Genomic DNA, 24,321 nt, shown 5'->3' with positions numbered 1-24,321 from the left:
AGTACCCTTCCGTGATCACTGGAGACGGGCGTCCAGACGCAGAAGGCGGTGCACGGGTGAGCTCGGGAGGTCTGGAGCTGCCCCCTGGTGACAGCGGTCACGAGGGTGGCCCGGCGGACGCCCCAGGAAGTGCCCCCCCGGGGGCGCCGGCGGGCGGGGTCGCGGCCGGAGCGGTCTCCCTGGCGGGCGGTCCCGCGGAGGCCGGGGGCATACGGGCCGGCGCGGAGCTGGACTGGAGCACGGAGGCCTGGAGCGAGGTCCGCACCCGGGCGCAGCGGGCGGGCCGCGCGTACATCTGGCTGAACCTCATCGAGCAGCGGCTGCGGTCGGTGGTAGGGGCGGTGCTGCGGCCGATCTACGAACCGGTGCACGGCGGGGACGACTGGGTGGTCGCGGCCGCGGGACCCGCCGGCCAGGAATGGGTGCAGCGGGCGGTGGCCGTGCGCGAGGTCAGCCGGCGCAAGGGCTACCTGCTCGACCAGGCCGACGACAACGTGCTGAGCTTCCTGACGCTCCCGCAGTTGCGCGAGCTGATGGTCCAGCACTGGCCGTGTTTCGAACCGTACTTCGACGACCGGCGCGAGATCGAGCTCGCCCTGGACGAGCTGGAGGTCACCCGCAACGTCGTCTCCCGCAACCGGGCGCTCTCGCGGCCGGTCCTCGAACAGGCCGAGCGGGCCTCGGCGCGGCTGCTGGACGTGCTGGGCGGGGGCGCGGGCAGCCCGGCGGCGGACCGGCTGCCCATCGACGCCGTCGAGGACCTGGTGGGCGACCGGTACGCGGACGTCATCTCGGTCCACCCGGACCGGGTGCGGCTGCAGCGCCAGCTTCCGGCGGAGGACCTCTTCGGGGGCGCGCGGCGGCTGGACGCCATCGGGATAGGACTCAACCTGCTGGTCCAGAACTTCTCGGGCCGAAGACTCGTCCGGCTCACCGAGGCCGGATGCCGGGTGCGGCTGCTGTTCCTGAACCCGGCGAGCAGCGCGGTCAAGCGGCGCGAGCGGGAGCTCGGCCTGCGCAAGGGCGAGCTGAGCCGCTCGGTGGAGATGAACATCCTGCACGTCCGCCGGGTCCGGGCGGGCCTGCGGGACCCCTCGCGCTTCGAGATCCACGTCTTCGACGAGACCCCGCGCTTCACCGCCTACCTGGTGGAGGGGCAGTCCTCGGGGATCGCCGTGGTCCAGTCCTACCTGCGCCGGGCGCGCGGCATGGAATCCCCCGTGCTGGTCCTGCGGGGCGGCGGCCGGGGTGTGCCGAAAGACGCCGACCACGGACTGTTCACCACGTACCGGGAGGAATTCGAGTCCATGTGGGAGGATTCCCGGCCGGTGTCGTGAGCCGCGACGGAACCCCGCTGCGGGCCCCGCGCCCGGCATCCTGCGGCCCCGCGCCCGTGCCTCCCGCGGCTCCGCCCCGGCCCCGGCCACCGGCTTGTCAGTGCCCCGTGTCAGGCTGAAAGCCGTTGAGCGAAGGCGTACGGGGGAGGGGCACGGGGTGGAGGGGCGGCGCGGCATGGGGGACTGGCACGGCGGTGTGCTGATCGGTTTCGACCTGGAGACGACCGGCACGGAGCCGGGGGAGTCGCGGATCGTGACGGCGGCGCTGGTCGAGGTGCGGGGCGGTGAGGTGCGCGAACGGCGCGGCTGGCTGGCGGATCCGGGGATAGCCATCCCCGAACAGGCGTCGGCGATCCACGGGATCAGCACCGAGCGGGCCGTCGCCGAAGGCCGTCCGGTGCGGGAGGTGGCCGAGGAGGTCGCGCAGGCGCTCGTCGCCCACTGGCGGCGCGGCGCGGTGGTCGTCGCCTACAACGCGGCCTTCGACCTGACGCTGCTCTCCGCCGAACTGGCCCGGCACGGACTGCCGTCGCTCGCCGACCGGCTGGGCGGGACGGAGACCGGGCCGGTGGTGGATCCGTTGACCATCGACCGGGCCGTGGACCGCTACCGGCGCGGCAAGCGGACCCTGGAGGCGGTCTGCGGGGTCTACGGGGTCACCCTCCACGACGCGCACGACGCCGGCGCCGATGCGCTCGCCGCGGTGGAGGTGGCCCGGGCGATAGCCGCGCGCCACCCGGAGGTGGCCGCCCTCACCCCGGCCGACCTGCACGCCCGCCAAGGCACCTGGCATGCGCGCTGGGCCCGGGACTTCCAGTCCTACCTGCGCCGGCAGGGCACTCCGGAGGCGGTGATCGACACGGCCTGGCCGCTCCGGAGCCTGGTCCCTGCGGGCGCCTGACGCGAACACTCGGCCCGGCCGCCGTGCCCGCGCCCGCGCCTGCATGCGCCCGCCTGCGCCGGGCTCGCACCGCCCGGCCCGCGCCCGGCACCTGCGACCTCTAGAACGGGTGCCAGCGCACCTCGGGTGCGTCGTCGCGCAGGGAGTTCACCCGGCGGCGGAATTCGGCCAGGGCCTTCGGGTTGGTGGGGGCGTGCTGCGACACCCAGGCGCAGCTGGCCGTCTCCCGGGCCCCGCGCAGCACCGCACAGCCCTCCCACTCGCGCACGTCCCAGCCGTACGCCGTCACGAACGCCTCATAGGACTCGGCGGACAGGCCGTACCGGTCGCGGGAGAGGGCCATCACGACCAGGTCGTGCTCGCGCAGGTCGGCCGAGACGGTCTCCAGGTCGACCAGGACCGGCCCGTCCGGGCCGACGTGCACGTTGCGCGGCAGGGCGTCGCCGTGGATCGGGCCCGGGGGCAGGTACGCGGTGAGCGCGGCCACTTCGCCGGCGTAGGCGTCGCGTCGCGACCGCAGGTACGCCGCGTCCGCCGGGTCGATCGCGTCGCCGGCCATCCGGAGCCAGCGCTCGACGCCGCCCAGCAGGTCCCGCGCGCCGAGCGGGAAGGGCGGCTCGGGCAGGGCGTGGACGCACCGCAGCAGCGTCGCGAGGTCCTCCGCCCGGGCCGGGCGCACGGCGTCCGGGAGCCGGTGCCACACCGTCACCGGGTGCCCCTCCACCAGCCGCGGCTGCGGCTGCGCCGCGCGGACGGCCGGCACCCCGGCCTGCGCCAGCCACCGTGCGACGGCCAGTTCGCGCGTGGCCCGCTCCAGCAGGGCGGGATCCGCGCGGCCCACCTTCACCACCAGATCCCCGGCCGTGAAGACCGCGTTCTCGCCCAGCGTCAGCAGCTCGGCGCCGCCGCCCAGGCCGGCCGCCGCCAGTACGTCCCTGGCCCGCGCCTCGTCCATGTCGTTCTCCGGATCCGGATCGTCGTGAATGCGTCAAGTCTCCCACCCGGCCGCCCGGTGCCTTGACGTGCCACCGGGCCCTGCGCACGATGACCGGGACGGGTCCGTACGATCCGCCGGGGAGGGGTGCAGGTGACCTCAGCCGTCAGGGTCCGCGGGGCTCCGGCTCCGCTTCCGGTTCCGGCGCGCGGGCGGGCCGGCCGGGTCGGCCGCGGAGCCTGGTTCCTGGTGCTGCCGGCGCTGCTGCCGATCCTGCTGCTGAGCGTCGGTCCGCTGCTCTACGGCATCGCGCTCGCCTTCACCGATTCCCAGTCCGGCCGGACCGTTCCCACCCGGTGGACCGGCCTGCTCAACTTCCACGACCTGTTCCACGACCGGCTGTTCGGGGAGTCCTTCCGGATCGGCCTGGTGTGGGCGCTGGGCGTCACCGTCCCGCAGTTCCTGCTGGCCCTCGGGCTCGCCCTGCTGCTCGACCAGAACCTCCGCTTCCGTCCGCTGGCCCGCTCGCTCGCGATCATCCCCTGGGCCATGCCCGAGGTGGTGGTCGCCATCATGTGGCGCCTCGTCTACCACCCCGACGCGGGGATCCTGAACGAGACCCTGTCCGGCCTCGGGCTCGCCGGGGACACCGACTGGCTGAGCGGCCTCGCCACCGCCCTGCCCGCCGTCGTCGTGGTCGGCGTCTGGGCGGGCATGCCGCAGACCACGGTCGTCCTGCTCGCCGGGCTGCAGAACACCCCGCACGAACTGCACGAGGCCGCCGCCCTCGACGGCGCCGGGGCCTGGCGCCGCTTCCGTACGGTGACCTGGCCGGCGATCCGGCCGATCGCCCTGGCCGTCTCGGCCCTGAACTTCATCTGGAACTTCAACTCCTTCGCCCTGGTCTACGTCCTGACCAGCGGCGGGCCCGGCGGGCGCACCCGGCTGCCCATGCTCTTCGCGTACGAGGAAGCCTTCCGCTACGGCCAGTTCGGGTACGCCGCCGCCATGGGCTGCGTCATGGTCGCGGTGATCTCGGTCCTCCTCGCCGTGTTCCTGGCCGGCCGGCTCGGGGGAGGTGGGGCATGAGGGGCCCCGCGCGGGAACGGGAGAGCAGCCGGGGCCGTCCCCCGTCCGCCCGGTCCGTACGGGCCGCCCAGTACGCGGCGCTCGCCGGCTACCTGGTCTTCCTCGCGTTCCCGTTCCTGTGGCTGGTCTCCACCGCCTTCAAACCGGCGCGCGAACTCGGCAGCCTGCACCCCACCTGGCTCCCGAAGGACCCCACCATCGCCAACTTCCGCCAGGCGTTCGCCGAACAACCCCTGCTCGGGGCGGCGCTGAACAGCCTGACCGCCGCCGCGTGCGCGGCGGCGATCACGGTCGTCCTCGCCCTCCCGGCGGCCTTCGTCCTCGCCCGCGGGCGCGGAAGGGCGGCTGCGGCCGCCACCGGCTGGGTCGTGGTCAGCCAGGCATTCCCCTTCGTCCTGGTGATCATCCCGCTGTTCCTCCTGCTGAAGAACCTGCGCCTGGTCGACTCCGTGCCCGGCCTCGTCCTGGTCTATGTGGTCTGGTCGCTGCCGTTCGCGCTGTGGATGCTGGCCGGCTTCGTACGGGCCGTCCCGCAGGAGCTGGAGGAGGCGGCGGCGATGGACGGGGCAGGGCGGCTGCGGACCCTCGTGTCCGTGGTGGCCCCCCTGCTGGCGCCCGGGATCGCCGCCACCGCGCTCTTCGCCTTCATCACCGCCTGGAACGAGTTCTTCTTCGCCCTGGTCCTCCTCAAGACCCCGCGGCAGCAGACCCTGCCGGTCGTGCTGACGCACTTCCTCGGCGCGGAGGGGGCCGCCGACCTCGGTCCGCTCGCCGCCGCGGCCTTCCTCGCCACCCTGCCCTCCCTGGTGATCTTCTCGGTCATCCAGAAGCGGATCGCCGGCGGGATGCTCGCCGGGGCGGTGAAGAGCTGATGGGCCGGGCCGCCCTGGTGCTCGCGCGACGCCGGCGGCGGGCCGCCGCCGCCCTGCTCGCCCTGCTGGCCGGGCTGCTCGGCGGCTGCGGCGCACCGGACGGCGACGCGGACGGCGACGCGGGCGGGGTGGTCCGGCTGCGCTTCCAGTCCCTGGCCTGGCAGAAGGAGTCCGTCGACGCCAACAGGGCCCTGGTCGCCGAGTGGAACGCGGGCCACCCCCGGGTCCGGGTCGAGTACGTCCAGGGCAGCTGGAGCAGCGTCCACGACCAGCTGCTGACCTCCTTCGAGGGCGGCGAAGCCCCCGACGTCATCCACGACGCCTCCGACGACCTCGCCGACTTCGCCCACGGTGGCTACCTCGCCGACCTGCGGCCCCTGCTGTCCGACCGGCTCAGGGCCGACATCCCGGCCGCCTCCTGGGAGTCCGTCACCTTCGGGGCCGAGGGCGGGGTGTACGGGGTCCCCTTCCTCCAGGAGCCGCGGGTCCTGATGGCCAACACCGGGCTGCTGCGCGCCGCCGGGGTCCGCATCCCCACCTCCGAAGCCCCCTGGAGCTGGGAGGAGTTCCGTACGGCGGCCCGGCAGCTCACCACCGAAGGCCGATACGGGGTGGCCTGGCCCCTGAAGGACCCCGTCTCCGCCACCCTCAACCTCGGACTGTCCGCGGGCGGCCGGCTCTTCCGCCGGGACGCCGCCGGGAAGGCCGTGATCCGCTGGGCCGAGGGCGACGCCGTCGTACCCGGCACCGTCCGGGCCATGACCGGGACCGACCACAGCGCCTCCAGGGCCACCCTGGGGATGGGCGGGTCCGACACCCTGCCCGGCTTCTTCGGCGGCCGGTACGCGATGGTGCCGCTCGGCTTCTCCTACCGCCAGCAGATCGCCCGGCAGGCGCCGCCCGGTTTCGAGTGGCAGGTGCTGCCGCCCCCGGCGGGGACGGACGGCCTGGTCCAGGGAGTCAGCCCGCAGACCCTCTCGATCGCCCGGGACAGCCCCCACAAGAAGGAGGCGGCCGCCTTCCTCGACTTCCTGCTCAGCCCGGCCAACACGGTCCGCCTGGCCCTCGGCGACTGGATGCTGCCGACCAGTGCGCGGGCACTGGCCGACCCCGCCCTGCACACCCCCGACCTCGGCTGGTCCACGGGCACCGCCCTGGCGGCCGGACTGCGCCCCGCTCCGGCCCCCTCGGTGCGCGGCTACCCGGAGTGGAAGGACAAGGTCGCCACCCCGGCTCTCCAGGAGTACTACAGCGGGGCGATCGACCTCGCGGAGCTGGAGGAACGCCTGGTGCGGGACGGGAACCGGGTGCTTGCCCGGTACCAGAGGTAGCCCCGGGGGCCCAAGGGGCCCGGCAGGGCCCGGCAGCGGGCGTCGCGCCCCGCGAAGGAAAAAAGATTGCGACGATACGTATCGTCTCGTTAGAGTCGCGGCATGACCACCTCAGCCGAACCCGCCCACATCGCCATGTTCTCCATCGCCGCCCACGGGCACGTGATCCCGAGCATCGAGGTGATCCGGGAACTCGTGGCCCGGGGCCACCGCGTCAGCTACGCCGTCCCCGCCTCCTTCGCCGAGCGGGTCGCGCAGACCGGCGCCACCCCGGTGACCTACACCTCCATCCTCCCCACCGACGACGACCCGGACGCCTGGGGAACCGAGCTCATCGACCACCTGGAGCTCTTCCTGACCGACGCCGTCCAGGCGCTCCCGCAGCTCGCCGCCGCCTTCGCGGGAGACGAACCCGACCTCGTCCTGCACGACATCACCTCCTACCCGGCACCCGTGCTCGCCCACCGCTGGGGCGTCCCCGCGGTCTCCCTCTCCCCGAACCTGGTCGCCTGGGAGGGGTACGAGGAGGAGGTGGGCGAGGCGATGACCGCCCCGGTGAAGGCCACCGAGCGCGGCCGGGCGTACTACGCCGCATTCGCCGCGTGGCTCGCCGAGAACGGCCTCAGCGAGGACGTGGGGCGCTTCCAGGGCCGGCCGCGCCGCAGCATCGTCCTGATCCCCAGCGCCCTCCAGCCGCACGCCGACCGCGTCGACCGCACCGTCCACACCTTCGTCGGCGCCTGCCAGGGCGACCGCAGTGCCACCCAGGGCACCTGGCGGCGGCCGCCCGCCGCCGAGGGCAGGAAGATCCTGCTGGTCTCGCTCGGCTCCACCTTCACCAAGCAGCCCGCCTTCTACCGCGCCTGCGTCGAGGCCTTCGGAAACCTGCCCGACTGGTACGTCGTCCTGCAGATCGGCAGGTTCACCGACGAGGCCGACCTCGGCCCGGTCCCCGGCAACGTCGAGGTCCACCGCTGGGTTCCCCAACTGGACGTCCTGCGCCAGGCCGACGCCTTCATCACCCACGCCGGCGCCGGCGGCAGCCAGGAGGGCCTGGCCACCGCCACCCCGATGGTGGCCGTCCCCCAGGCCGCCGACCAGTTCGGCAACGCCGACATGCTGGCCTCCCTCGGCGTGGCCCGGCACCTGCCCATGGACACCGCGAACGCCACCACCCTGCGGGAGGCCGTCCTCGCCCTGGTCGCCGATCCCGCGGTCGCGGCCCGGTGCCGGGAACTGCGCGAGCGCCTGGCCGCCGAGGGCGGCACACGGCAGGCCGCCGACCTCGTCGAAGCCGAACTGTCACAGGCACTGCCTAAGGTGCGCCCATGACCAAGAAGGAAGTGACCGGCAAAGCCGCGACGCGGCGGTACGCGGCCCTGCTGCGCGGCATCAACGTCGGCGGCCACAAGAAGGTCCCGATGGCCGAACTGCGCACCGTGCTGGAAGGACTGGGCCACGCAGAGGTGCGGACCCACCTCCAGAGCGGCAACGCCGTCTTCAGCAGTACGAGGAGCGACCCGCGGGCGCTCGCCCGGGAACTGGAGGCGGCCATCGAGGCCCACTTCGGCTTCCGGGTGGCGTGCCTGGTGCTCGACGGCGCCTACCTGAGCGCGGTCGCGGCGGCCTGCCCCTTCCCGGCGGCCGAACTGGAGGGCAGACAGCTCCACGTCACGTTCTTCTCCGAACAGCCCCCCGCGGAACGCTTCGCCGCCCTCGACGGGCCCTCCTACCTCCCCGAGGAGTACCGCCTGGGCGACCGCGTCCTCTACCTCTACGCCCCGGACGGCCTCGGCCGTTCCAAACTGGCGGAGGTCCTCGCCCGACCGGCCGTCGTCAAGGGTGTCGACGCGACCACCCGCAACTGGAACACCGTCGCCAAGCTCGTCGAACTCACCCGGTCCTGACCCCGGCCACGGCGCGGGGCGCCGGATGTGCCAGGCTCGGTGCATGCGGTACATCATCATCGGCGCGGGCGCGGTGGGCGCCACCATCGGCGGACGGCTCGCGGAGGCGGGCGGCGAGGTCGTCCTCGTCGCCCGCGGGGACCACGCCCGGGCCCTGCGGGCGGACGGCCTGCGGCTCACGACGGCCGGTGGGTCCCGGGTGCACCGGCTGCCCGTGGTCACCGGACCGGCCGAGCTGGGCGAACTGCGGCCGGACGACGTCCTGCTGCTCGCCGTGAAGACCCAGGACGCCATCGCCGCGCTGGACGCGTGGGGCGACGCGGAGGTCGCGGGCGGCGGTACGGCCGCGCAGCGGCTCCCGGTACTGTGCGCGCAGAACGGCGTGGAGGGCGAGCGGCTGGCCCTGCGGCGCTTCGCGCGGGTCTACGGGGTGTGCGTATGGCTGCCCGCCACCTTCCTGGAGCCGGGCGTGGTCGAGGCGCTGTGCGCGCCGCTGACCGGCATCCTGCACCTGGGCCGCGCGGCGGGCGGCACGGACGCGCTGGCCGCCGCCGTCGCGGCGGACCTGGCCGGGGCCGGCTTCGAGGCGCCCGTGGTCGGGGACGTGATGCGCTGGAAGTACGCGAAGCTGCTGGGCAACCTGGGCAACGCCATCCAGGCGACGACCGGCCCGGAGCCGGACCCGGCCAAGGGCGCTCTGCTGCTGCGGGCCGTCCGTGAGGCGAAGGCGGCCTTCGCGGCCGCGGGCATCGACCACACCCCGGAGGCGGAGCAGGCCGCGGCGCGCGACGGGAAGGCCGAGCCGCCCCCGGGGGTCCGGGGCGGCTCCTCGTGGCAGAGCCTGGCCCGGGGGACCGGCTCGGTGGAGGCGGACTACCTCAACGGGGAGATCTGTCTGCTGGGCCGGCTGCACGGGGTGGCGACGCCGGTGAACGACGTGCTGCGGCACGCCGCCAACATCTTCGCGCGGGAGTCGCTGCCGCCGGGAGCGATGGCGATCGCGGACCTGACGGCGCTGGCGGACGAGGCCACGGCCAGATCCTGACCCCGACCCGCTGCCCGGCCCTCGGGAGGGCCGCCGGATCGCGCCGCGCCGGCGTGCGGCGGTCGAAGCCCCCCCGGGACCCGCTGATCCGTCAGGTTGCCAGGCCATCGCGTCCTCAGGCCCCCAGGCCCTCAGGCCGTCAGTGCCCGGCGGGCGGACGGGGCCGGGGCGGCCGCGTCGTAGCGGTGCAGCAACAGGCGGGCCAGCTCCGGAGCGTCCCCCAGCACGCCCGCCACCACATCGGCCCCCGCGGCTTCGGCGCCGGCCGCGATGCGGTCCGGGAGCCGGCCGGGGGCGATGACGTACGGAGCGACCGCCACCCGCGCGAAGCCCTCGCCGCGCAGGGCCCGTACGGCGTCCTGCGTACGCGGCAGAGCGGCGGAGGCGAAGGCGGGCCGCACGGCGCCCCAGCCGGTGCGCCGCCACTCGCGTGCGATTCCCGCGATCACCGCGATCGCCTCCGGGTCGGTGGAGCCGGCGGACGCGAGCACCACCGCGGTGCCGGCGCGGTCCGCCGGGGCGAGGCCGGCCGCGGCCAGCCGCCGTTCGAGCGCCGAGACCAGCAGCGGGGAGGGCCCCAGCACATCGGCCACCCGCACCGACAGCCCCGGCAGCCGCGCAGCGGACTCGGCCAGCGCCGCCGGGACGTCGGACTTCGCGTGGAAGGCGCGGGTCAGCAGGAGCGGGAGCGCCACGACCTCCCGTACGCCGGACAGGTAGAGCGAGGACATGGCCTGCCCCACGGACGGGGTGTCGAATTCCAGGAAGGCCGTCTCCACCCGCAGCCCGGGCCGCAGCTCCCGCGCGCGCCGGGTGAGGGCGTGCACGGTCGCCGCGTGCCGCGGATCGCGGCTGCCGTGGGCGATGACCAGGAGGGCGGGTGCGGGGGACACGGCGATCAGCTGCTGACCAGCAGGCCGCGGCTGCGCAGCACCCACCGCTCGACGGGGCTGAAGATCAGCAGGTCGATGGCGATGCCGACGACCAGGATCAGGATGATCGCGAGGAACACGCCCGGCAGGTCGATGTTGTTGCGGCCGTTCTCCAGCAACTGGCCCAGGCCCAGGCCCAGGTCGGGGGAGCTGGCGATGATCTCGGCGGCCATCAGCGAGCGCCAGGAGAAGGCCCAGCCCTGCTTCAGGCCCGCCAGGTAGCCCGGCAGCGCCGCCGGCATGACCACGTGCCGCGCACCGCGCAGGCCGGTGGCGCCGAGCGTGCGGCCGGCCCGCAGGAACAGCGGCGGGATCTGGTCGATGCCGGAGACGAGGCCGTTGGCGATGGAGGGGACGGCGCCCAGCAGGATCACCGTGAACATCATGGCGTCGTTCAGGCCGAACCAGAGCACCGCCGGGGGGACCCAGGCGACGGACGGCAGGGACTGGAGGCCCTGGAGGATCGGGCCGATGGCCGCCCGCACGAACTTCACCCGGGCGACGAGCAGCCCGAGCGGAGTGCCGATGGCCAGGGCCAGCAGGAAGCCGAGGAGGCCGCGCGACACGCTGGTCCAGATGACTTCCAGCAGCGTGCCCTTGAGCCACATCGCGGACAGGCTGTCCCACACCGCGGACAGGGCGGGCAGCTTGGTCTCGTCGGTGACCTTCGCGACGACGAGGACCTGCCACACCACCAGCACGAGGCCGACGGCCAGCAGCGGGGGCAGGACCTTCTTGGTGAGGACCTCCCGGACCGGGGTGCGGTGGGTCTGGACTGCGTCCAGGGCGTCCAGGCCGGCCTCCAGGCCCGCCAGGTCCTCGCCCCTGCCCTTGGTGGTGACCTCGGGAGTGGTGTCAGTGCTGGCCATGGCGGCGGATCTCCCCACGCAGGTGTTCGGTGATCTCGAGGGACAGTTCCGCGACGTCCGCGTCCTCGATGCGGCGCGGCTGCGGGATGTCCACGGTCCACTCCTCGGCGATGCGGCCGGGCCGGGAAGAGAGCAGGACCACGCGCTGGGCCAGGCGGACGGCCTCGCGCACGTTGTGGGTGACGAAGAGGACGGAGAGTCCCGTCTCCGCCCAGATGCGGGTGAGCTCGCCGTGGAGCACGTCCCGGGTGATGGCATCGAGCGCGGCGAACGGCTCGTCCATCAGCAGCAGCCGGCTGTCCTGGGCGAGTGCCCGGGCCAGGGCCACGCGCTGGCGCATGCCGCCCGACAGCTCGTGCACGCGCTTGCCGTGGGCGCCGCCGAGCCGGACGAGGTCGAGCAGCCGCTCGGCCTCGGCACGGCGGTCGGCCTTCGCCACCCCGCGCAGCCGCAGGGCGAGTTCGATGTTCTTGCCCGCGGTGAGCCACGGGAAGAGGGCGTGCTCCTGGAACATGAGCGCGGGACGGCCGCCGGGGGTCTCGATGGACCCCGCGGTCGGCGCGTCCAGGCCCGCGACCAGGTTCAGCAGCGTGGACTTGCCGCATCCCGAGGCGCCCAGGATGGTGACGAACTCTCCGGGAGCGACATCGAGGCTGATGTCGTCCAGGACGAGCTGCGATCCGGCCGGGCCGGAGAAGGACTTCGAGACGTGCTCGATGCGGGCGGCGTGCGTCCGCTCCGCTACGGTGCCCTCGGCAGCCTTGGCGAGCGTGGTGGCCATGGTCGTCACCTCCTGGGGTTGCTGGTTGCGGGATTACTTGGCGCCGAGACCGGCGTCGGAGACCTCGGGCTTCCCGGCGGCCTTCAGGACCTTGTTCAGGAGGGTCAGGTCGTAGATGCCGGCCAGGTCGGGCTGCTCGATGAGCTTGGCCTTGACGGCCCAGTCGGACTCCGTCTTCAGCGTCCCCGCCAGCGGGTCGTCGGTGACGAGGATGCTCGTCCACGCCGGGTCGATCACCTTGGCGTCGAGCGGCTTGCCGCCGTCCGCCGCCAGCTTGGCGTTGGCGGAGGCCTTCGCCTTGTCCGGGTTGGCGTTGATCCACTCGTTCGTCTTCACGGTGCCCTTGAGCACGGCCTCGACGACGTCCGGGTGCTCCGCCAGGAACTTCTGCGACACGATGACGTTCGTGATCACGAACTTCTTGTCGGGCCACAGGCTGGTCTCGTCCAGGAGGACGGAGCCGCCTTCGGAGACGAGCTTGGAGGCCGTGGGCTCCGGCACCCAGGCGCCGTCGATCGAGCCCTGCTTGAAGGCGTCCGGGGTGACCTTGTTGTCCGTGCGGACGACGGAGACGTCACCCTTGCCGGACTCCGGGTCGACCGACCAGCCCTTCCCGGAGATCCAGTTGAGGAAGGCGACGTCCTGCGTGTTGCCCTTCTGCGGGGTGGCGATCTTCTTGCCCTTGAGGTCGTCCAGGGTCTTGATCTTGTCCGGGTTCACGACCAGCTTGACGCCGCCGGAGGCGGAGCCGGAGATGATCCGCAGGTTGGAGCCCTTGGACTTCACGTAGCCGTTGATCGACGGCGAGGGGCCGATGAAACCGATGTCGAGAGAGCCGCCGTTGAGGGCTTCGATCTCGGACGGGCCGGCGTTGAAGGACTGCGGCTTGATCCGGGTGCCGTTCAGTTCCTTCTCGATCAGGCCTTCCTGGAGGCCGACCAGGGCGGTGGCGTGCGTCAGGTTCGGGAAGTACCCGATGCGGACCTCGGCGGCGGAGAGCTTCTTGCCGGCGTCCGCGGAGTCGGCCGCGTCGGCGGCCTTCGGCGCGTCCTTCGCGGCGTCGGAGCCGTAGCCGCACGAGGCGAGCGCACCGATCAGGAGCGGGAGGGCGGCGGCGGCGGCGAGGCCGCGGCGCAGTCCCTTCTCACGCCGGGACGCGGAAGGGGCGGTGGTACCGGTGGCAGGCACGGGAGGACTTCCTCTCGGAGCGCCGTGGGATCACGGCGCAGGTCTTCGTCTGTCGAGCGGGGACGGGTACGGCTCGTGGGGGGTGTGGGCGCGCATGCGGTGCGCGTACGTCATCGCGCACATCGCGCCACCCCTCCCTGGCCGCTGCCGAGGGAGCCGCTGCCCACGCGGCCCCCCTCTTTGGCGAAGGTGGAGTAGATGTCGGCGGACACGGGTTAGAAGTCCCACCCTTCTTCGTCGGCCTGGACGGTCGTCCGGGCCTGGGAGGCGAAGGACTCGCCCGCCATGCCCGCCGCCAGGGTGGTGCCGTCGGCCGGGTCGATCAGCAGGAAGGACCCGGTGCGGCGCGAGTCGGCGTACGCGTCGAGCGCCAGCGGCTCGGCGGTACGGACGACCACACGGCCGATGTCGTTGGCCACCAGCTGTCCCGGGTCCGGGTGCTGGGACAGGTCGTCGAGGGTCAGCCGCGAGGGGATCTCCTTGACGATCGCCTTGACCGTGCGCGTCGTGTGCTTGAGCAGCACCCGGGCGCCGACGGCCAGCGGCTGGTCCGCCACGTGGCAGACCGTCGCGACGACGTCCTGCGTGGTGGCCGGCGGGTTCGAGGACGGCGCGATCAGGTCGCCGCGTGAGATGTCGATGTCGTCCGCCAGGCGCAGCGTCACCGACTGCGGGGCCCAGGCGATGTCCACGCCGTGGCCGAGCGCGTCGATTCCCACGATGCTGCTGGTACGGCCCGACGGCAGGACGGTCACGGCCTCGCCGACGCGCAGCACGCCGGAGGCGATCTGGCCCGCGTAGCCGCGGTAGTCGGGGTGCTCCGCGCTCTGCGGGCGGATCACGTACTGCACCGGGAAACGTGCGGGGCAGGCGGTGAGGTCGTGGCTGACCGGCACGGTCTCCAGGTGTTCCAGCACCGTCGGGCCGCCGTACCAGTCCATGTTCGCCGACGGTTCCACGACGTTGTCCCCGGCCAGGGCCGAGATCGGGATCGCGGTGATCTCCGGGACGCCCAGGTCCGAGGCGTACGCGGTGAACTCCTCGGCGATCGAGGCGAAGACCTTCTCCTCGTAGCCCACCAGGTCCATCTTGTTGACCGCCAGGACCACGTGCGGCACCCGCAGCAGGGCGGCGACCGCCGCGTGCCGGCGGGTCTGCTCGATCACGCCGTTGCGGGCGTCGACCAGCACGACGGCGAGGTCGGCGGTGGAAGCGCCGGTGACCATGTTCCGCGTGTACTGCACGTGCCCCGGGGTGTCCGCGAGGATGAACCGGCGCCGGGCGGTGGCGAAGTAGCGGTAGGCGACGTCGATGGTGATGCCCTGCTCGCGTTCGGCCCGCAGGCCGTCGGTGAGCAGCGCGAGGTCGGGGGCGTCCTGGCCGCGCTGGGCGGAGACGGCTTCGACGGCCTCCATCTGGTCGGTCAGGACCGACTTGGAGTCGTGCAGCAGGCGGCCGACCAGGGTGGACTTGCCGTCGTCGACGGAACCTGCGGTCGCGAAGCGCAGCAGCGTGGTCGCCGCGAGGTCGGCGAACTGCTCGGTGGTGCTCGTCATCTCTAGAAGTACCCTTCGCGCTTGCGGTCTTCCATCGCGGCTTCGGACATCTTGTCGTCGGCCCGGGTGGCGCCCCGCTCGGTGAGCCGGGAGACGGCGATCTCGGCGATCACGGCGTCGAGCGTGGTGGCGTCGGAATCGACGGCACCGGTGCAGGACATGTCGCCGACGGTGCGGTAGCGCACGAGGCGCGTCTCGGGCTTCTCGCCCTTCTTCGCGCCGCCCCAGTCGCCGGCCGTCAGCCACATGCCGCCCCGCAGGAAGACCTCGCGTTCGTGGGCGAAGTAGATCTGCGGCAGCTCGATGGACTCGCGGGCGATGTACTGCCACACGTCCAGCTCGGTCCAGTTGGACAGCGGGAAGACGCGCACGTGCTCGCCGGGCGCGTGGCGGCCGTTGTAGAGCTGCCACAGCTCGGGGCGCTGGCGGCGCGGGTCCCACTGGGAGAACTCGTCGCGCAGGGAGAAGACGCGTTCCTTGGCGCGGGCCTTCTCCTCGTCGCGGCGTCCGCCGCCGAAGACGGCGTCGAACTTGAGGTTCTGGATCGCCTCGGTGAGCGGGAGGGTCTGCAGCGGGTTGCGGGTGCCGTCCGGGCGCTCGCGCAGTTTGCCGGCGTCGATGTACTCCTGGACGGAGGCCACGTGCAGGCGCAGGCCGTGCTCCTGGACCGTGCGGTCGCGGTACTGGAGCACCTCGGGGAAGTTGTGGCCCGTGTCGACGTGCAAGAGGGTGAAGGGCACCGGCGCCGGCGCGAACGCCTTCAGTGCCAGGTGCAGCATGACGATGGAGTCCTTGCCGCCGGAGAAGAGGATCACCGGCTTCTCGAACTCGCCCGCCACCTCGCGGAAGATGTGCACGGCCTCCGATTCGAGGGCGTCGAGGTGCGACAGCGCGTAGGGCCCGGCGCCGGAGGAATTGTTCGCAGCGTCGTGCAGGTGGGTGACGGTGGTCGTCATGCCAGGCCCCTCTCGGTGAGCAGCGCGTGCAGGGCCGAGGCCGACTCCCGCACGGACTGCGTGTGCGACTCGATACGCAGGTCCGGGCTCTGTGGCGCCTCGTACGGGTCGTCGACCCCGGTCAGACCCGAGATCTCGCCCGCCGCCTGCTTGGCGTACAGGCCCTTCACGTCACGCTCGGAGCAGACCTCGACCGGGGTGGCCACGTGGACCTCCAGGTACGGGGTGCCCTCGGCGGCGTGCCGCCCCCGGACGGCCTCACGGCTGTCGGCGAACGGGGCGATCACCGGCACGAGCGCCTTGACGCCGTTGCGCGCGAGGAGTTCGGCGACGAAGCCGATCCGCTGCACGTTGGTGTGCCGGTCCTCGCGGCTGAAGCCGAGGCCGGCGGAGAGGAACTCCCGGATCTCGTCGCCGTCGAGGACCTCCACGCGGTGGCCCTCGGCGCGCAGCCGCACCGCCAGCGCGCGGGCGACGGTGGTCTTGCCCGCGCTCGGCAGCCCGGTCAGCCACACGGTGGCGCCCTGGTCGCTCACGCTCATCTGCTTCTTCTCCGTCGGTTCTGTGTAGTTCGCCATCAGCCGTGCAGCCCGCACTCGGTCTTGCCGAGCCCGGCCCAGCGGCCGGCCCGCGCGTCCTCGCCCGGCGCGACGCGGCGGGTGCAGGGGGCGCAGCCGACGGAGGCGTAGCCGTCCGTCAGCAGCGGGTTGGTGAGCACGCCGTGCTCGGCGACGTACGCGTCGACCTCGTCCTGGCTCCAGCGGGCGATCGGCGAGACCTTGACCTTTTGCCGCTTCTCGTCCCAGCCGACGACCGGGGTGTTCGCCCGGGTCGGGGACTCGTCGCGGCGCAGGCCCGTGGCCCACGCCTGGTACGCGGCCAGGCCTTCCTCCAGCGGCTTGACCTTGCGCAGCGCGCAGCACAGGTCGGGGTCGCGTTCGTGCAGCCGCGGCCCGTACTGCGCGTCCTGCTCGGCGACGCTCTGGCGCGGGGTGAGCGTGATGACGTTGACGTCCATCACGGCCTCGACCGCGTCGCGGGTGCCGATGGTCTCCTCGAAGTGGTAGCCCGTGTCGAGGAAGACCACGTCGACACCCGGGAGGGCGCGGGAGGCCAGGTGGGCGACGACCGCGTCCTCCATGGAGGAGGTCACGGCGAACTTCTCGCCGAAGGTCTCGGCCGCCCAGGTGAGGATCTCCAGGGCGGAGGCGTCCTCCAGGTCCCGGCCCGCCCGCTCGGCCAGCTCCCTGAGGTCGCGCGTCTCCTGAACCGTCGTCATATCTCGTCCTCTCCAGCGGTGTCGGACCGGACACCCCGGGCCAGCAGCCCGAGGTACTTCAGCTGGAAGGCCCGGTTGCAGGACCGGCATTCCCAGGCGCCGTGGCCCGACTCGTGGGGGAAAAGGTCCTCGTCGCCGCAGTACGGGCAGTGGAACGGGGCGGCGCGCTCGCTCACGAGAGGCTCTTCTCGTCGGCGCGGGCGGCCCAGGCCGCGAAGCGCTCGCCGTCCTCGCGCTGGTCCTCGTACTGCCGGACGACCCGCTCGACGTAGTCGGGCAGCTCGGCCGCGGTGACCTTGAGGCCGCGGACCTTGCGGCCGAAGCCGGCCTCCAGGCCGAGGGCGCCGCCGAGGTGGACCTGGTAGCCCTCCACCTGGTTGCCGTCGTCGTCCAGGACCAGCTGGCCCTTGAGACCGATGTCCGCCACCTGGATACGGGCGCAGGCGTTCGGGCAGCCGTTGATGTTGATCGTGATCGGCTCGGCGAAATCGGGCAGGCGCCGCTCCAGTTCGTCGATCAGCGAGGCGCCGCGCGCCTTGGTCTCGACGATGGCGAGCTTGCAGAACTCGATGCCGGTGCAGGCCATCGTGCCGCGGCGGAACGGGGACGGCTTGACCCGCAGGTCGAGCGCCTCCAGCGCGGCCACGACCGAGTCGACCCGGTCGGCCTCGATGTCGAGGACGATCATCTTCTGCTCGGCGGTGGTGCGCAGCCGGCCGGAGCCGTGCTGGGCGGCCACGTCCGCGATCTTGGTGAGGGTGGCGCCGTCGACGCGGCCGACGCGCGGGGCGAAGCCGACGTAGAAGCGGCCGTCCTGCTGCTCGTGGACACCGACGTGGTCGCGCCACTGGCCGGTGGGCTGCTCGGGGGCGGGCCCGTCGGTGAGTTTGCGCCGCAGGTACTCCTCCTCCAGGACCTGGCGGAACCGGGCCGGGCCCCAGTCGGCGACGAGGAACTTCAGGCGGGCGCGGTTGCGCAGCCGGCGGTAGCCGTAGTCGCGGAAGATGGAGATGACGCCCTCGTAGACGTCCGGGACCTCGTCGAGGGAGACCCAGGTGCCCAGGCGCACGCCGAGCTTGGGGTTGGTGGACAGGCCGCCGCCGACCCAGACGTCGAAGCCGGGGCCGTGCTCGGGGTGTACCACGCCGACGAAGGAGACGTCGTTGATCTCGTGCGCCACATCGAGCAGGGGCGAGCCGGAGACCGCGGACTTGAACTTGCGGGGCAGGTTGGAGAAGTCCGGATTGCCGACGATACGGCGCTGGATCTCCTCGATGGCGGGGGTGCCGTCGATGATCTCGTCCCGGGCGATGCCGGCGACGGGCGAACCGAGGATGACGCGGGGCGTGTCACCGCAGGCCTCGGTGGTGGAGAGCCCGACGGCCTCCAGGCGGCGCCAGATCTCCGGGACGTCCTCGATCCGGATCCAGTGGTACTGCACGTTCTGGCGGTCGGTGAGGTCGGCGGTGCCGCGCGCGAACTCCTCGGAGATCTCGCCGATGACGCGCAGCTGCTCGGTGGTCAGCCGGCCGCCGTCGATGCGCACGCGCAGCATGAAGTACTTGTCGTCCAGCTCCTCCGGCTCCAGGATCGCGGTCTTGCCGCCGTCGATCCCGGGCTTGCGCTGGGTGTAGAGGCCCCACCAGCGCATGCGGCCGCGCAGGTCGTTGGGGTCGATCGAGTCGAAACCCGCCTTGGAGTAGATCGTCTCGATGCGTGTCCGCACGTTGAGACCGTCGTCGTCCTTCTTGAACTGCTCGTTGCCGTTGAGGGGGGTGTGGTGTCCGACGGCCCACTGGCCCTCACCGCGGTGACGGCCGGTCTTGCGGCGCGCGGCGGCTGCGGGCGTTTCGGGGGTGGCGGCCATGGCGGTACGTCCTTCTCGGGCGGCTCAGGGCAGGGGCGGGGAGGGGAGCGGCGGCTTGACCCCTGGGACGCTGAGCGGGTGCGGCGGATGACCGCGCCTTCGCCGGGGTGGCCGGCGAGCAGGGCGGTATTCGGCCTTCAGGGGGCTGCGGTGATCGACGCGTCCACGGCGGCGATGCCGGGATTGCGGCGATGTGCGGCGGTTGCTGGTTCCGTCAGCTCGCCGGACAGATGGCGCTGGACATGCGGCCGAGGTCGACGTGCCGCCGACTCACCAAGGCAATTCCAGCTCCATTCATGGCGGAAGCGTGTCATGTGCCGATTGGAGGAGTCCACTACTGTCCACGATCCGGACGAAGTCGTCTCGGATCGCGGGACGGCGTGATCGGGGTCACGCTGTGGTGCCCGTGGTGCCCGCACCACCCCCGCGGGCGGGTGAGAGCAGGACCTGGGCGCCCGGCCAGGGACCGGGGGTCGGGGTCTCCTCCTTGGACTCCGTCTCCGTCCGGAAGACCTTGAAGCCGCGGCGCAGGTAGTTGTCCATCGCCGTCGGGCCGTCCTGGCTGCACGTGTGCAGCCAGACGCGGCGCGTCGGCTCGCGGTCCGGCCAGCGCTCCGCGAGGTCCCACGCACGGGCCACGCCCACCGTCAGCAGGTGCCCCCCGATGCGGCGGCCCCGGAAGTCCGGCAGCAGGCCGAAGTAGACGATCTCCACCACACCGTCGTCCTGCGGGTCGAACTCGGCGTACCCGGCCGGCGTCCCGCGGTCGTAGGCCACCCACGTCTCCACGCCCGGCCGCCCCAGCTGCTCCACCCACTGCGCGCGGGTCAGGGACAGCCGGTCCGTCCAGTGGATGTCACCGCCGACCGAGGCGTACAGGAAGCGGCTGAACTCCGGGGAGGGGACCTCCGCACGGCTGACGGTGATCTCCGGCCCCGGGACGGCCGCCGGCACGAGGTCCGACGCAGAGGTCATTTCCAGGGACCAGGTGGTGAGGGTGACGGTGCTCATGCAGCTCAGGGAACCACACCCGCCGCCCGCCGCCCCGGGCCGCCCCGGGGCCCGCTGCGCCCCAGCCGCGCCCGGACCACCGAGGGGGCAGTGGAGTGGGGAAGCAGCGCCGCGGGGTCCCGGGGGCGGACCAGCTCCACCTCGACGTCCCGCGAAAAGCGGTAGGGCCGGCTGTCCAGCACGCCCGCCAGGTGCCGGCGCACCCGGGACATCTCCGCCCGGACCGTCACCGTCCGCCCCGGGTCGCCGAACAGCTCCGCGGACAGCTCCGCCGCCGACCGGCCCCCGGGGCTCTGCGCCAGCAGGAACAGCAGCTCCGCGTGGCGCGGGCTCAGGTCCTGCGACCAGCTCCCGGCGGCCCCGTACACCGTCGCCGACCACGATCCGGGCCGGCTGACGTCGAGTACGAGCCGGGTCGCCCCCGCGGCCGCCGGTTCCCGCGCGATCCGCAGCAGCCAGCCGCCGGGCAGCGGCTCCACCGCGCAGTCGCCCAGCTGCGGCACCCACACGCGGCCCGGCCCGAAGGACTTGGGCAGCGGAACCCGCTCCACCGGGGCCAGGCCCGTCACGGCCGCAGTCCAGCCGTGCGGGTCCACCGCCAGCGCCCGCCCCGGCAGCCTCGCCAGCAGCGGGGCGGCCACCGCCCGCAGCCGCTCCAGCGACTCCAGGTGCCGCAGCCGCAGCTCCCGTTCCGCGAGCCGGGCCACCGACGTCACCCAGGCCAGCGTCGCCGGGTGCATGGTGGCCAGCGGACCGCTCACGTCGACCACGCCCAGCAACCGCCCGTCGCGCGGATCCCGTACGGGCGCACCCGCGCAGGTCCAGTCGTGGTGGCTGGAGACGAAGTGCTCCGCGGAGAACACCTGGACCGGCCGCCGGGCCACCAGCGCGGTGCCCACCCCGTTCGTGCCGACCACGGCCTCGTCCCAGTGGGCACCGACCGCGAAGCCGAGCCGGTCCGCCTTGCGCAGGATCGAGGCGTGCCCCTCCCGCCACAGCAGCCGCCCCTCCGCATCGGCGACGACCATGATGTGCAGGGCGTGGTCCAGCGCCGGCAGGAGGCCCTCGCGCAGCGCCGGCAGGACCTCCCGCAGCGGTGAGACGCGCCGCCGCTCCTCGGTCTCGGCGGCGGACAGCATCCGCGACCGCGCGTCCCGGTCCGGGTGCACCCCGCCGTCGAGCATCCGCCGCCAGGACGCGGCGATCTCCGGACGGGGCGCGGCGGGCGGCAGGTCCCCGGCCAGCGCGGCGGCCCGCACCCCCTTGAGCAGGCGCGCGGCCTCCCGCGGGTCCATGGCCGAGATACGGGCCACGTCGACCGTGCTGCGTGCGGTGTCGGCCACCGGAACCTCCCGTTGCGAACAGGACGTGCGGCGCGCCGCACGGCGGTGCGCGGACGCTTCCCGCGGCGCTCCCGGCGGCGGCGCCGCGGTCAAAGGTTGCAACGGTACGCAACCCTCGCCAAGTTCCGGCCGGACGACCGAAACTGTCCGGACGCCGCCCGGCGGCGTGACAGCTCCTCCTCGGGGCTTCTTCGGGCCGGGGTGGCGCCGAGTCGGCGCGGCGCCACCCCTGTTGCCCGGCCGGCGGGCCCGGAGCGCGGATCGGAGCGGTTTGGGGACCGCGGGGTGCCGTCAGGCACCCCTCACCGACCCGCGATCCGCGCCCGTTCGACGACCGCCCGCAGGTCCAGGCTGTGCGGCAGCGTGCCGAAGGCCGCCCCCCAGTCGCCGCCCAGCCGTGAGGCGCAGAACGCGTCCGCCACCTGCGGCGGCGCCCACCGCACCAGCAGCGAACCCTGGAGCACCAGGGCCATCCGCTCGACCACCCGGCGGGCCCGTGCCTCGATCCCCTCCAGGTCGGCGAGGTCCGTCAGCAGGTCCTTGACGGCCGCGTCCAGCCGGTGGTCGGCGCCCCGTGCCAGGCCCACCTCCTGGAGGAAGGCGTTCAGTGCCTGCGGCTCCCGCTGGAGGGCGCGGAGCACGTCCAGGGCCTGGACGTTGCCCGAGCCCTCCCAGATGGAGTTCAGCGGGGATTCGCGCAGCAGCCTCGGCATGCCGGAATCCTCGACGTACCCGTTGCCGCCCAGGCATTCCAGCGCCTCCGCCACCATCGGCGTGCAGCGCTTGGTCACCCAGTACTTGGCGACCGGCACGGCGAGCCGCAGGAAGGCCCTCTCCTGGTCCGTGCCCGCGTCGTAGGCGGCCGCGAGGCGCAGGGTGAGGGTGGTGGCCGCCTCCGACTCCAGGGCCAGGTCCGCGAGGACGTTGCGCATCAGCGGCTGATCAAGGAGCACCGCTCCGAAGGCGGAGCGGTGCTCCGCGTGGTGTACGGCCTGCGTCAGCGCCTGCCGCATCAGCGACGCCGAGCCGATCACGCAGTCCAGCCGGGTCGCCGCGACCATCTCGATGATGGTCCGCACCCCCCGGCCCTCCTCGCCGACCCGCCGGGCCCACGTCCCGTCGAACTCCACCTCGCTCGACGCGTTCGACCGGTTGCCCAGCTTGTCCTTCAGCCGCTGGATGGCGAAGGCGTTGCGCGTGCCGTCCGGCAGCACCCGCGGCACCAGGAAGCAGGTCAGGCCGCCCGGGGCCTGCGCCAGCACCAGGAACCCGTCGCACATCGGCGCCGAGCAGAACCACTTGTGTCCCGTCAGCAGGTACTCGCCGGACGCGTCCAGCGGCACCGCGGCGGTGGTGTTCGCCCGTACGTCGCTGCCGCCCTGCTTCTCCGTCATCCCCATGCCGAACAGCACCCCGGCCTTCTGCCCGGCCGGCCGCAGCCCCTCCTCGTACACGTGCGAGGTCAGCCGCGGCTCCCACTCGGCGGCCAGCTCCGGATCGGTCCGCAGGGCCGGCACCGCGGCGTGGGTCATGGAGACGGGGCAGCCGTGCCCGGCCTCGGCCTGGGACCACACGAAGAACCCGGCCGCGCGCCGCAGATGGCCGGCCGGGCGGCCCCACGCGTCGGTGAGGCCCGACGTCACGGCGTGCCCGAGCAGCCGGTGCCAGGCCGGGTGGAACTCGACCTCGTCGACGCGGTTGCCGTACCGGTCGTGCGTCCGCAGTCTCGGCGGGTACTCGTTCGCCTGGACCCCCCATCCCTGGGCCTGCGCGGAGCCCGCGGCCGTACCGAGGAGGGTGAGCTCCCGGCCCACCTCGCCGAGCAGTTCCGGGTCCGCGGAGGCGAGGTGCCGCGCCACCCCCTCGCTGAGGGCCCGGTCGCCCCCGTAGACGTCGTAGCCCACGAGGGGCGGGGGCTGGTTGCTGACTGTGTGGGTGGTGGCTGCCATGCGGATACCGTAAGGACGTGCAGCCAGCAAAAGAAACACCCGAGCGGATCCCAGGACGGCTCCACCGGGCCCGCGCCCTCTACCGCAACGTCTCGAAGCGCAAGATGGCCTGGCTGCTCCTGAAGGACACCGTCAACTCCTGCATCGAGTACCGGATCCTCGGGCTCGCGGCGGAGGCGGCCTTCTTCACGCTGCTCTCGCTGCCCCCGCTCTTCCTCGGCCTGCTGGGCCTCCTCGGCTACGTGGACGGCTGGACCGACACCCAGACGGTCGCCAGCATCGAGGAGAACATCCTGGGCGCCGTCGGCACGGTCCTGTCCGACCGGGGCGTCAACGAGATCGCAAAACCGCTGCTGGACGACGTCACCGGCCGGGGCCGCCCGGACCTGATCTCGCTCGGCTTCGCCTTCGCCCTGTGGTCGGGATCCCGCGCCGTCAACGTCTTCATCGACACCATCACCGTGATGTACGGGCTCGACGGACAGCGCGGCATCGTCAAGACCCGGCTGCTGGCCTTCCTGCTGTACGTGATCGCCCTGCTGATCGGCGCCATCGTGCTGCCGCTGATGGTGGTCGGACCGGACGCGGTGGTCCGGCTGGTGCCCTGGGGCACCGAGGTGATCGCGGTCCTGTACTGGCCTACCGTGACCGTGCTGTCGATCGCCTTCCTGACCACGCTCTACCACGTGTCGGTCCCGGTGCGCTCGCCGTGGATCGAGGACGTGCCGGGGGCGCTGGTGGCCCTGGCGATGTGGGTGGTGGGCTCCTTCCTGCTGCGGATCTACCTGACCAACACCGTGGAAGGGCCGACGATCTACGGCTCGCTGGCCGCGCCGGTGGCGGTGCTGCTGTGGATCGGCATCTCCGCCTTCGCGGTGCTCGTCGGCGCGGCCGTCAACGCGGCGATCGACCGGGTCTGGCCGTCGGTGGCCACGGCGGCGGCGCGCGAGGCGAACGAGCGGGCCCGGGAGGCGGAGGCCGCGCGGCTGATCGCGCGGGCCGCCGCCTGGCGGGCGATGGCCGAGGGCGAGTCGGAGGACGACGAGGACGCCGGCATGCCGTCGGAGTTCCCGGAGCGGTGGTCGAAGTTCCTGCCGCCGGAGGACTACACCTCGCGGCTGCGCAAGCACTGAGCAGCCGGGCCCGCCCTGACCGGCGACACACCCCCTAGCCT

General features: G+C 73.2%; 24 protein-coding genes. 9 read left to right on the top strand and 15 right to left on the bottom strand.

From position 1 onward, the window contains the following. The first annotated feature begins 56 nt into the window (after positions 1-56). Together AMK16_RS06120 and AMK16_RS06115 are read left to right on the top strand one after the other, a co-directional pair. Positions 57-1,337 (top strand): SAV2148 family HEPN domain-containing protein, encoded by a 1,281-nt coding sequence (locus tag AMK16_RS06120; protein ID WP_073909468.1) that lies wholly within the window; start codon positions 57-59, stop codon positions 1,335-1,337. A 175-nt stretch (positions 1,338-1,512) separates the two neighbouring features. Next, complete coding sequence (locus AMK16_RS06115; RefSeq protein WP_073909466.1) at positions 1,513-2,238, top strand: 3'-5' exonuclease; 726 nt, start codon at positions 1,513-1,515, stop codon at positions 2,236-2,238. A 100-nt stretch (positions 2,239-2,338) separates the two neighbouring features. On the opposite strand, the gene AMK16_RS06110 is transcribed toward AMK16_RS06115, so the two are convergent. Further along, positions 2,339-3,193 carry a phosphotransferase enzyme family protein gene (locus tag AMK16_RS06110; RefSeq protein ID WP_073909464.1) on the bottom strand — a complete coding sequence of 285 codons (855 nt, stop codon included), beginning with the start codon at positions 3,191-3,193 and terminating at the stop codon, positions 2,339-2,341. Positions 3,194-3,325: 132 nt separating this feature from the next. Between AMK16_RS06110 and AMK16_RS06105 the strand changes: the two genes are divergently transcribed. The 6 genes from AMK16_RS06105 (at position 3,326) to AMK16_RS06080 (ending at position 9,416) form a co-directional block, all read left to right on the top strand. Next, positions 3,326-4,261, top strand: coding sequence for a carbohydrate ABC transporter permease (locus AMK16_RS06105; protein WP_073909462.1), 936 nt, complete (start codon positions 3,326-3,328; stop codon positions 4,259-4,261). Further along, the gene (locus AMK16_RS06100; RefSeq protein ID WP_073909460.1) at positions 4,258-5,133 is read left to right on the top strand and encodes a carbohydrate ABC transporter permease; all 876 of its coding nucleotides are present in this window, start codon (positions 4,258-4,260) and stop codon (positions 5,131-5,133) included. The genes AMK16_RS06105 and AMK16_RS06100 overlap by 4 nt, the downstream gene beginning before the upstream one ends. Next, positions 5,133-6,464 carry an ABC transporter substrate-binding protein gene (locus AMK16_RS06095; protein ID WP_073909458.1) on the top strand — a complete coding sequence of 444 codons (1,332 nt, stop codon included), beginning with the start codon at positions 5,133-5,135 and terminating at the stop codon, positions 6,462-6,464. The genes AMK16_RS06100 and AMK16_RS06095 overlap by 1 nt, the downstream gene beginning before the upstream one ends. Before the next feature lie 102 nt (positions 6,465-6,566). After that, a complete protein-coding gene (gene mgt / locus AMK16_RS06090) occupies positions 6,567-7,796 on the top strand; it encodes a macrolide-inactivating glycosyltransferase (protein WP_073909456.1) in 1,230 nt (409 codons plus the stop codon). After that, a complete protein-coding gene (locus AMK16_RS06085) occupies positions 7,793-8,371 on the top strand; it encodes a DUF1697 domain-containing protein (RefSeq protein WP_073909453.1) in 579 nt (192 codons plus the stop codon). The genes mgt and AMK16_RS06085 overlap by 4 nt, the downstream gene beginning before the upstream one ends. Positions 8,372-8,414: 43 nt before the next feature. Next, positions 8,415-9,416 (top strand): ketopantoate reductase family protein, encoded by a 1,002-nt coding sequence (locus AMK16_RS06080; RefSeq protein ID WP_073909451.1) that lies wholly within the window; start codon positions 8,415-8,417, stop codon positions 9,414-9,416. Between the two features lie 131 nt (positions 9,417-9,547). Here AMK16_RS06080 and AMK16_RS06075 read toward each other — a convergent pair whose 3' ends face one another. The 14 genes from AMK16_RS06075 to AMK16_RS06015 form a co-directional block, all read right to left on the bottom strand. Continuing rightward, positions 9,548-10,309, bottom strand: a complete 762-nt coding sequence (locus tag AMK16_RS06075) for a sirohydrochlorin chelatase (RefSeq protein WP_073909448.1) — start codon at positions 10,307-10,309, stop codon at positions 9,548-9,550. 5 nt (positions 10,310-10,314) lie between these two features. Then, positions 10,315-11,217: an ABC transporter permease gene (locus AMK16_RS06070; RefSeq protein WP_073909445.1), complete on the bottom strand. Its 903-nt coding sequence runs from the start codon at positions 11,215-11,217 to the stop codon at positions 10,315-10,317. After that, on the bottom strand, positions 11,204-11,998 hold the full coding sequence (locus AMK16_RS06065) for an ABC transporter ATP-binding protein (RefSeq protein ID WP_073909442.1): 795 nt from the start codon (positions 11,996-11,998) through the stop codon (positions 11,204-11,206). The genes AMK16_RS06070 and AMK16_RS06065 overlap by 14 nt, the downstream gene beginning before the upstream one ends. Before the next feature lie 33 nt (positions 11,999-12,031). Further along, positions 12,032-13,186, bottom strand: coding sequence for an aliphatic sulfonate ABC transporter substrate-binding protein (locus AMK16_RS06060; protein WP_073909439.1), 1,155 nt, complete (start codon positions 13,184-13,186; stop codon positions 12,032-12,034). A gap of 215 nt (positions 13,187-13,401) precedes the next feature. Beyond that, positions 13,402-14,742, bottom strand: coding sequence for a sulfate adenylyltransferase subunit 1 (locus AMK16_RS06055; protein ID WP_073909437.1), 1,341 nt, complete (start codon positions 14,740-14,742; stop codon positions 13,402-13,404). 2 nt (positions 14,743-14,744) lie between these two features. Continuing rightward, positions 14,745-15,698 carry a sulfate adenylyltransferase subunit CysD gene (cysD, locus tag AMK16_RS06050; protein ID WP_073909434.1) on the bottom strand — a complete coding sequence of 318 codons (954 nt, stop codon included), beginning with the start codon at positions 15,696-15,698 and terminating at the stop codon, positions 14,745-14,747. Beyond that, the gene (gene cysC, locus AMK16_RS06045) at positions 15,695-16,240 is read right to left on the bottom strand and encodes an adenylyl-sulfate kinase (protein WP_073910635.1); all 546 of its coding nucleotides are present in this window, start codon (positions 16,238-16,240) and stop codon (positions 15,695-15,697) included. Before cysC ends, cysD begins: the two co-directional genes overlap by 4 nt. 35 nt (positions 16,241-16,275) lie before the next feature. Then, positions 16,276-16,977 (bottom strand): phosphoadenylyl-sulfate reductase, encoded by a 702-nt coding sequence (locus AMK16_RS06040; protein WP_073909431.1) that lies wholly within the window; start codon positions 16,975-16,977, stop codon positions 16,276-16,278. Next, a complete protein-coding gene (locus AMK16_RS06035) occupies positions 16,974-17,153 on the bottom strand; it encodes a hypothetical protein (RefSeq protein ID WP_073909428.1) in 180 nt (59 codons plus the stop codon). Before AMK16_RS06035 ends, AMK16_RS06040 begins: the two co-directional genes overlap by 4 nt. Beyond that, positions 17,150-18,844, bottom strand: a complete 1,695-nt coding sequence (locus tag AMK16_RS06030) for a nitrite/sulfite reductase (protein ID WP_073909425.1) — start codon at positions 18,842-18,844, stop codon at positions 17,150-17,152. The genes AMK16_RS06035 and AMK16_RS06030 overlap by 4 nt, the downstream gene beginning before the upstream one ends. 214 nt (positions 18,845-19,058) lie before the next feature. Beyond that, positions 19,059-19,142 carry a putative leader peptide gene (locus AMK16_RS38290; RefSeq protein ID WP_309550570.1) on the bottom strand — a complete coding sequence of 28 codons (84 nt, stop codon included), beginning with the start codon at positions 19,140-19,142 and terminating at the stop codon, positions 19,059-19,061. Between the two features lie 92 nt (positions 19,143-19,234). Continuing rightward, positions 19,235-19,855: a GNAT family N-acetyltransferase gene (locus AMK16_RS06025; RefSeq protein WP_073909422.1), complete on the bottom strand. Its 621-nt coding sequence runs from the start codon at positions 19,853-19,855 to the stop codon at positions 19,235-19,237. A 5-nt stretch (positions 19,856-19,860) separates the two neighbouring features. Then, on the bottom strand, positions 19,861-21,150 hold the full coding sequence (locus AMK16_RS06020; RefSeq protein WP_073910631.1) for a helix-turn-helix domain-containing protein: 1,290 nt from the start codon (positions 21,148-21,150) through the stop codon (positions 19,861-19,863). A 350-nt stretch (positions 21,151-21,500) separates the two neighbouring features. Continuing rightward, on the bottom strand, positions 21,501-23,147 hold the full coding sequence (locus AMK16_RS06015) for an acyl-CoA dehydrogenase family protein (RefSeq protein WP_073909419.1): 1,647 nt from the start codon (positions 23,145-23,147) through the stop codon (positions 21,501-21,503). A 17-nt stretch (positions 23,148-23,164) separates the two neighbouring features. Here AMK16_RS06015 and AMK16_RS06010 point away from each other — a divergent pair, with 17 nt between their 5' ends. Beyond that, on the top strand, positions 23,165-24,280 hold the full coding sequence (locus AMK16_RS06010; protein WP_073909416.1) for a YihY/virulence factor BrkB family protein: 1,116 nt from the start codon (positions 23,165-23,167) through the stop codon (positions 24,278-24,280). Positions 24,281-24,321: the final 41 nt, after the last annotated feature.

The organism is Streptomyces sp. CB00455, from assembly GCF_001905445.1.
Lineage (GTDB): Bacteria > Actinomycetota > Actinomycetes > Streptomycetales > Streptomycetaceae > Streptomyces.
Note: the sequence above shows the minus strand (reverse complement) of the source record. Positions and strands in the feature narration are given on the sequence as shown.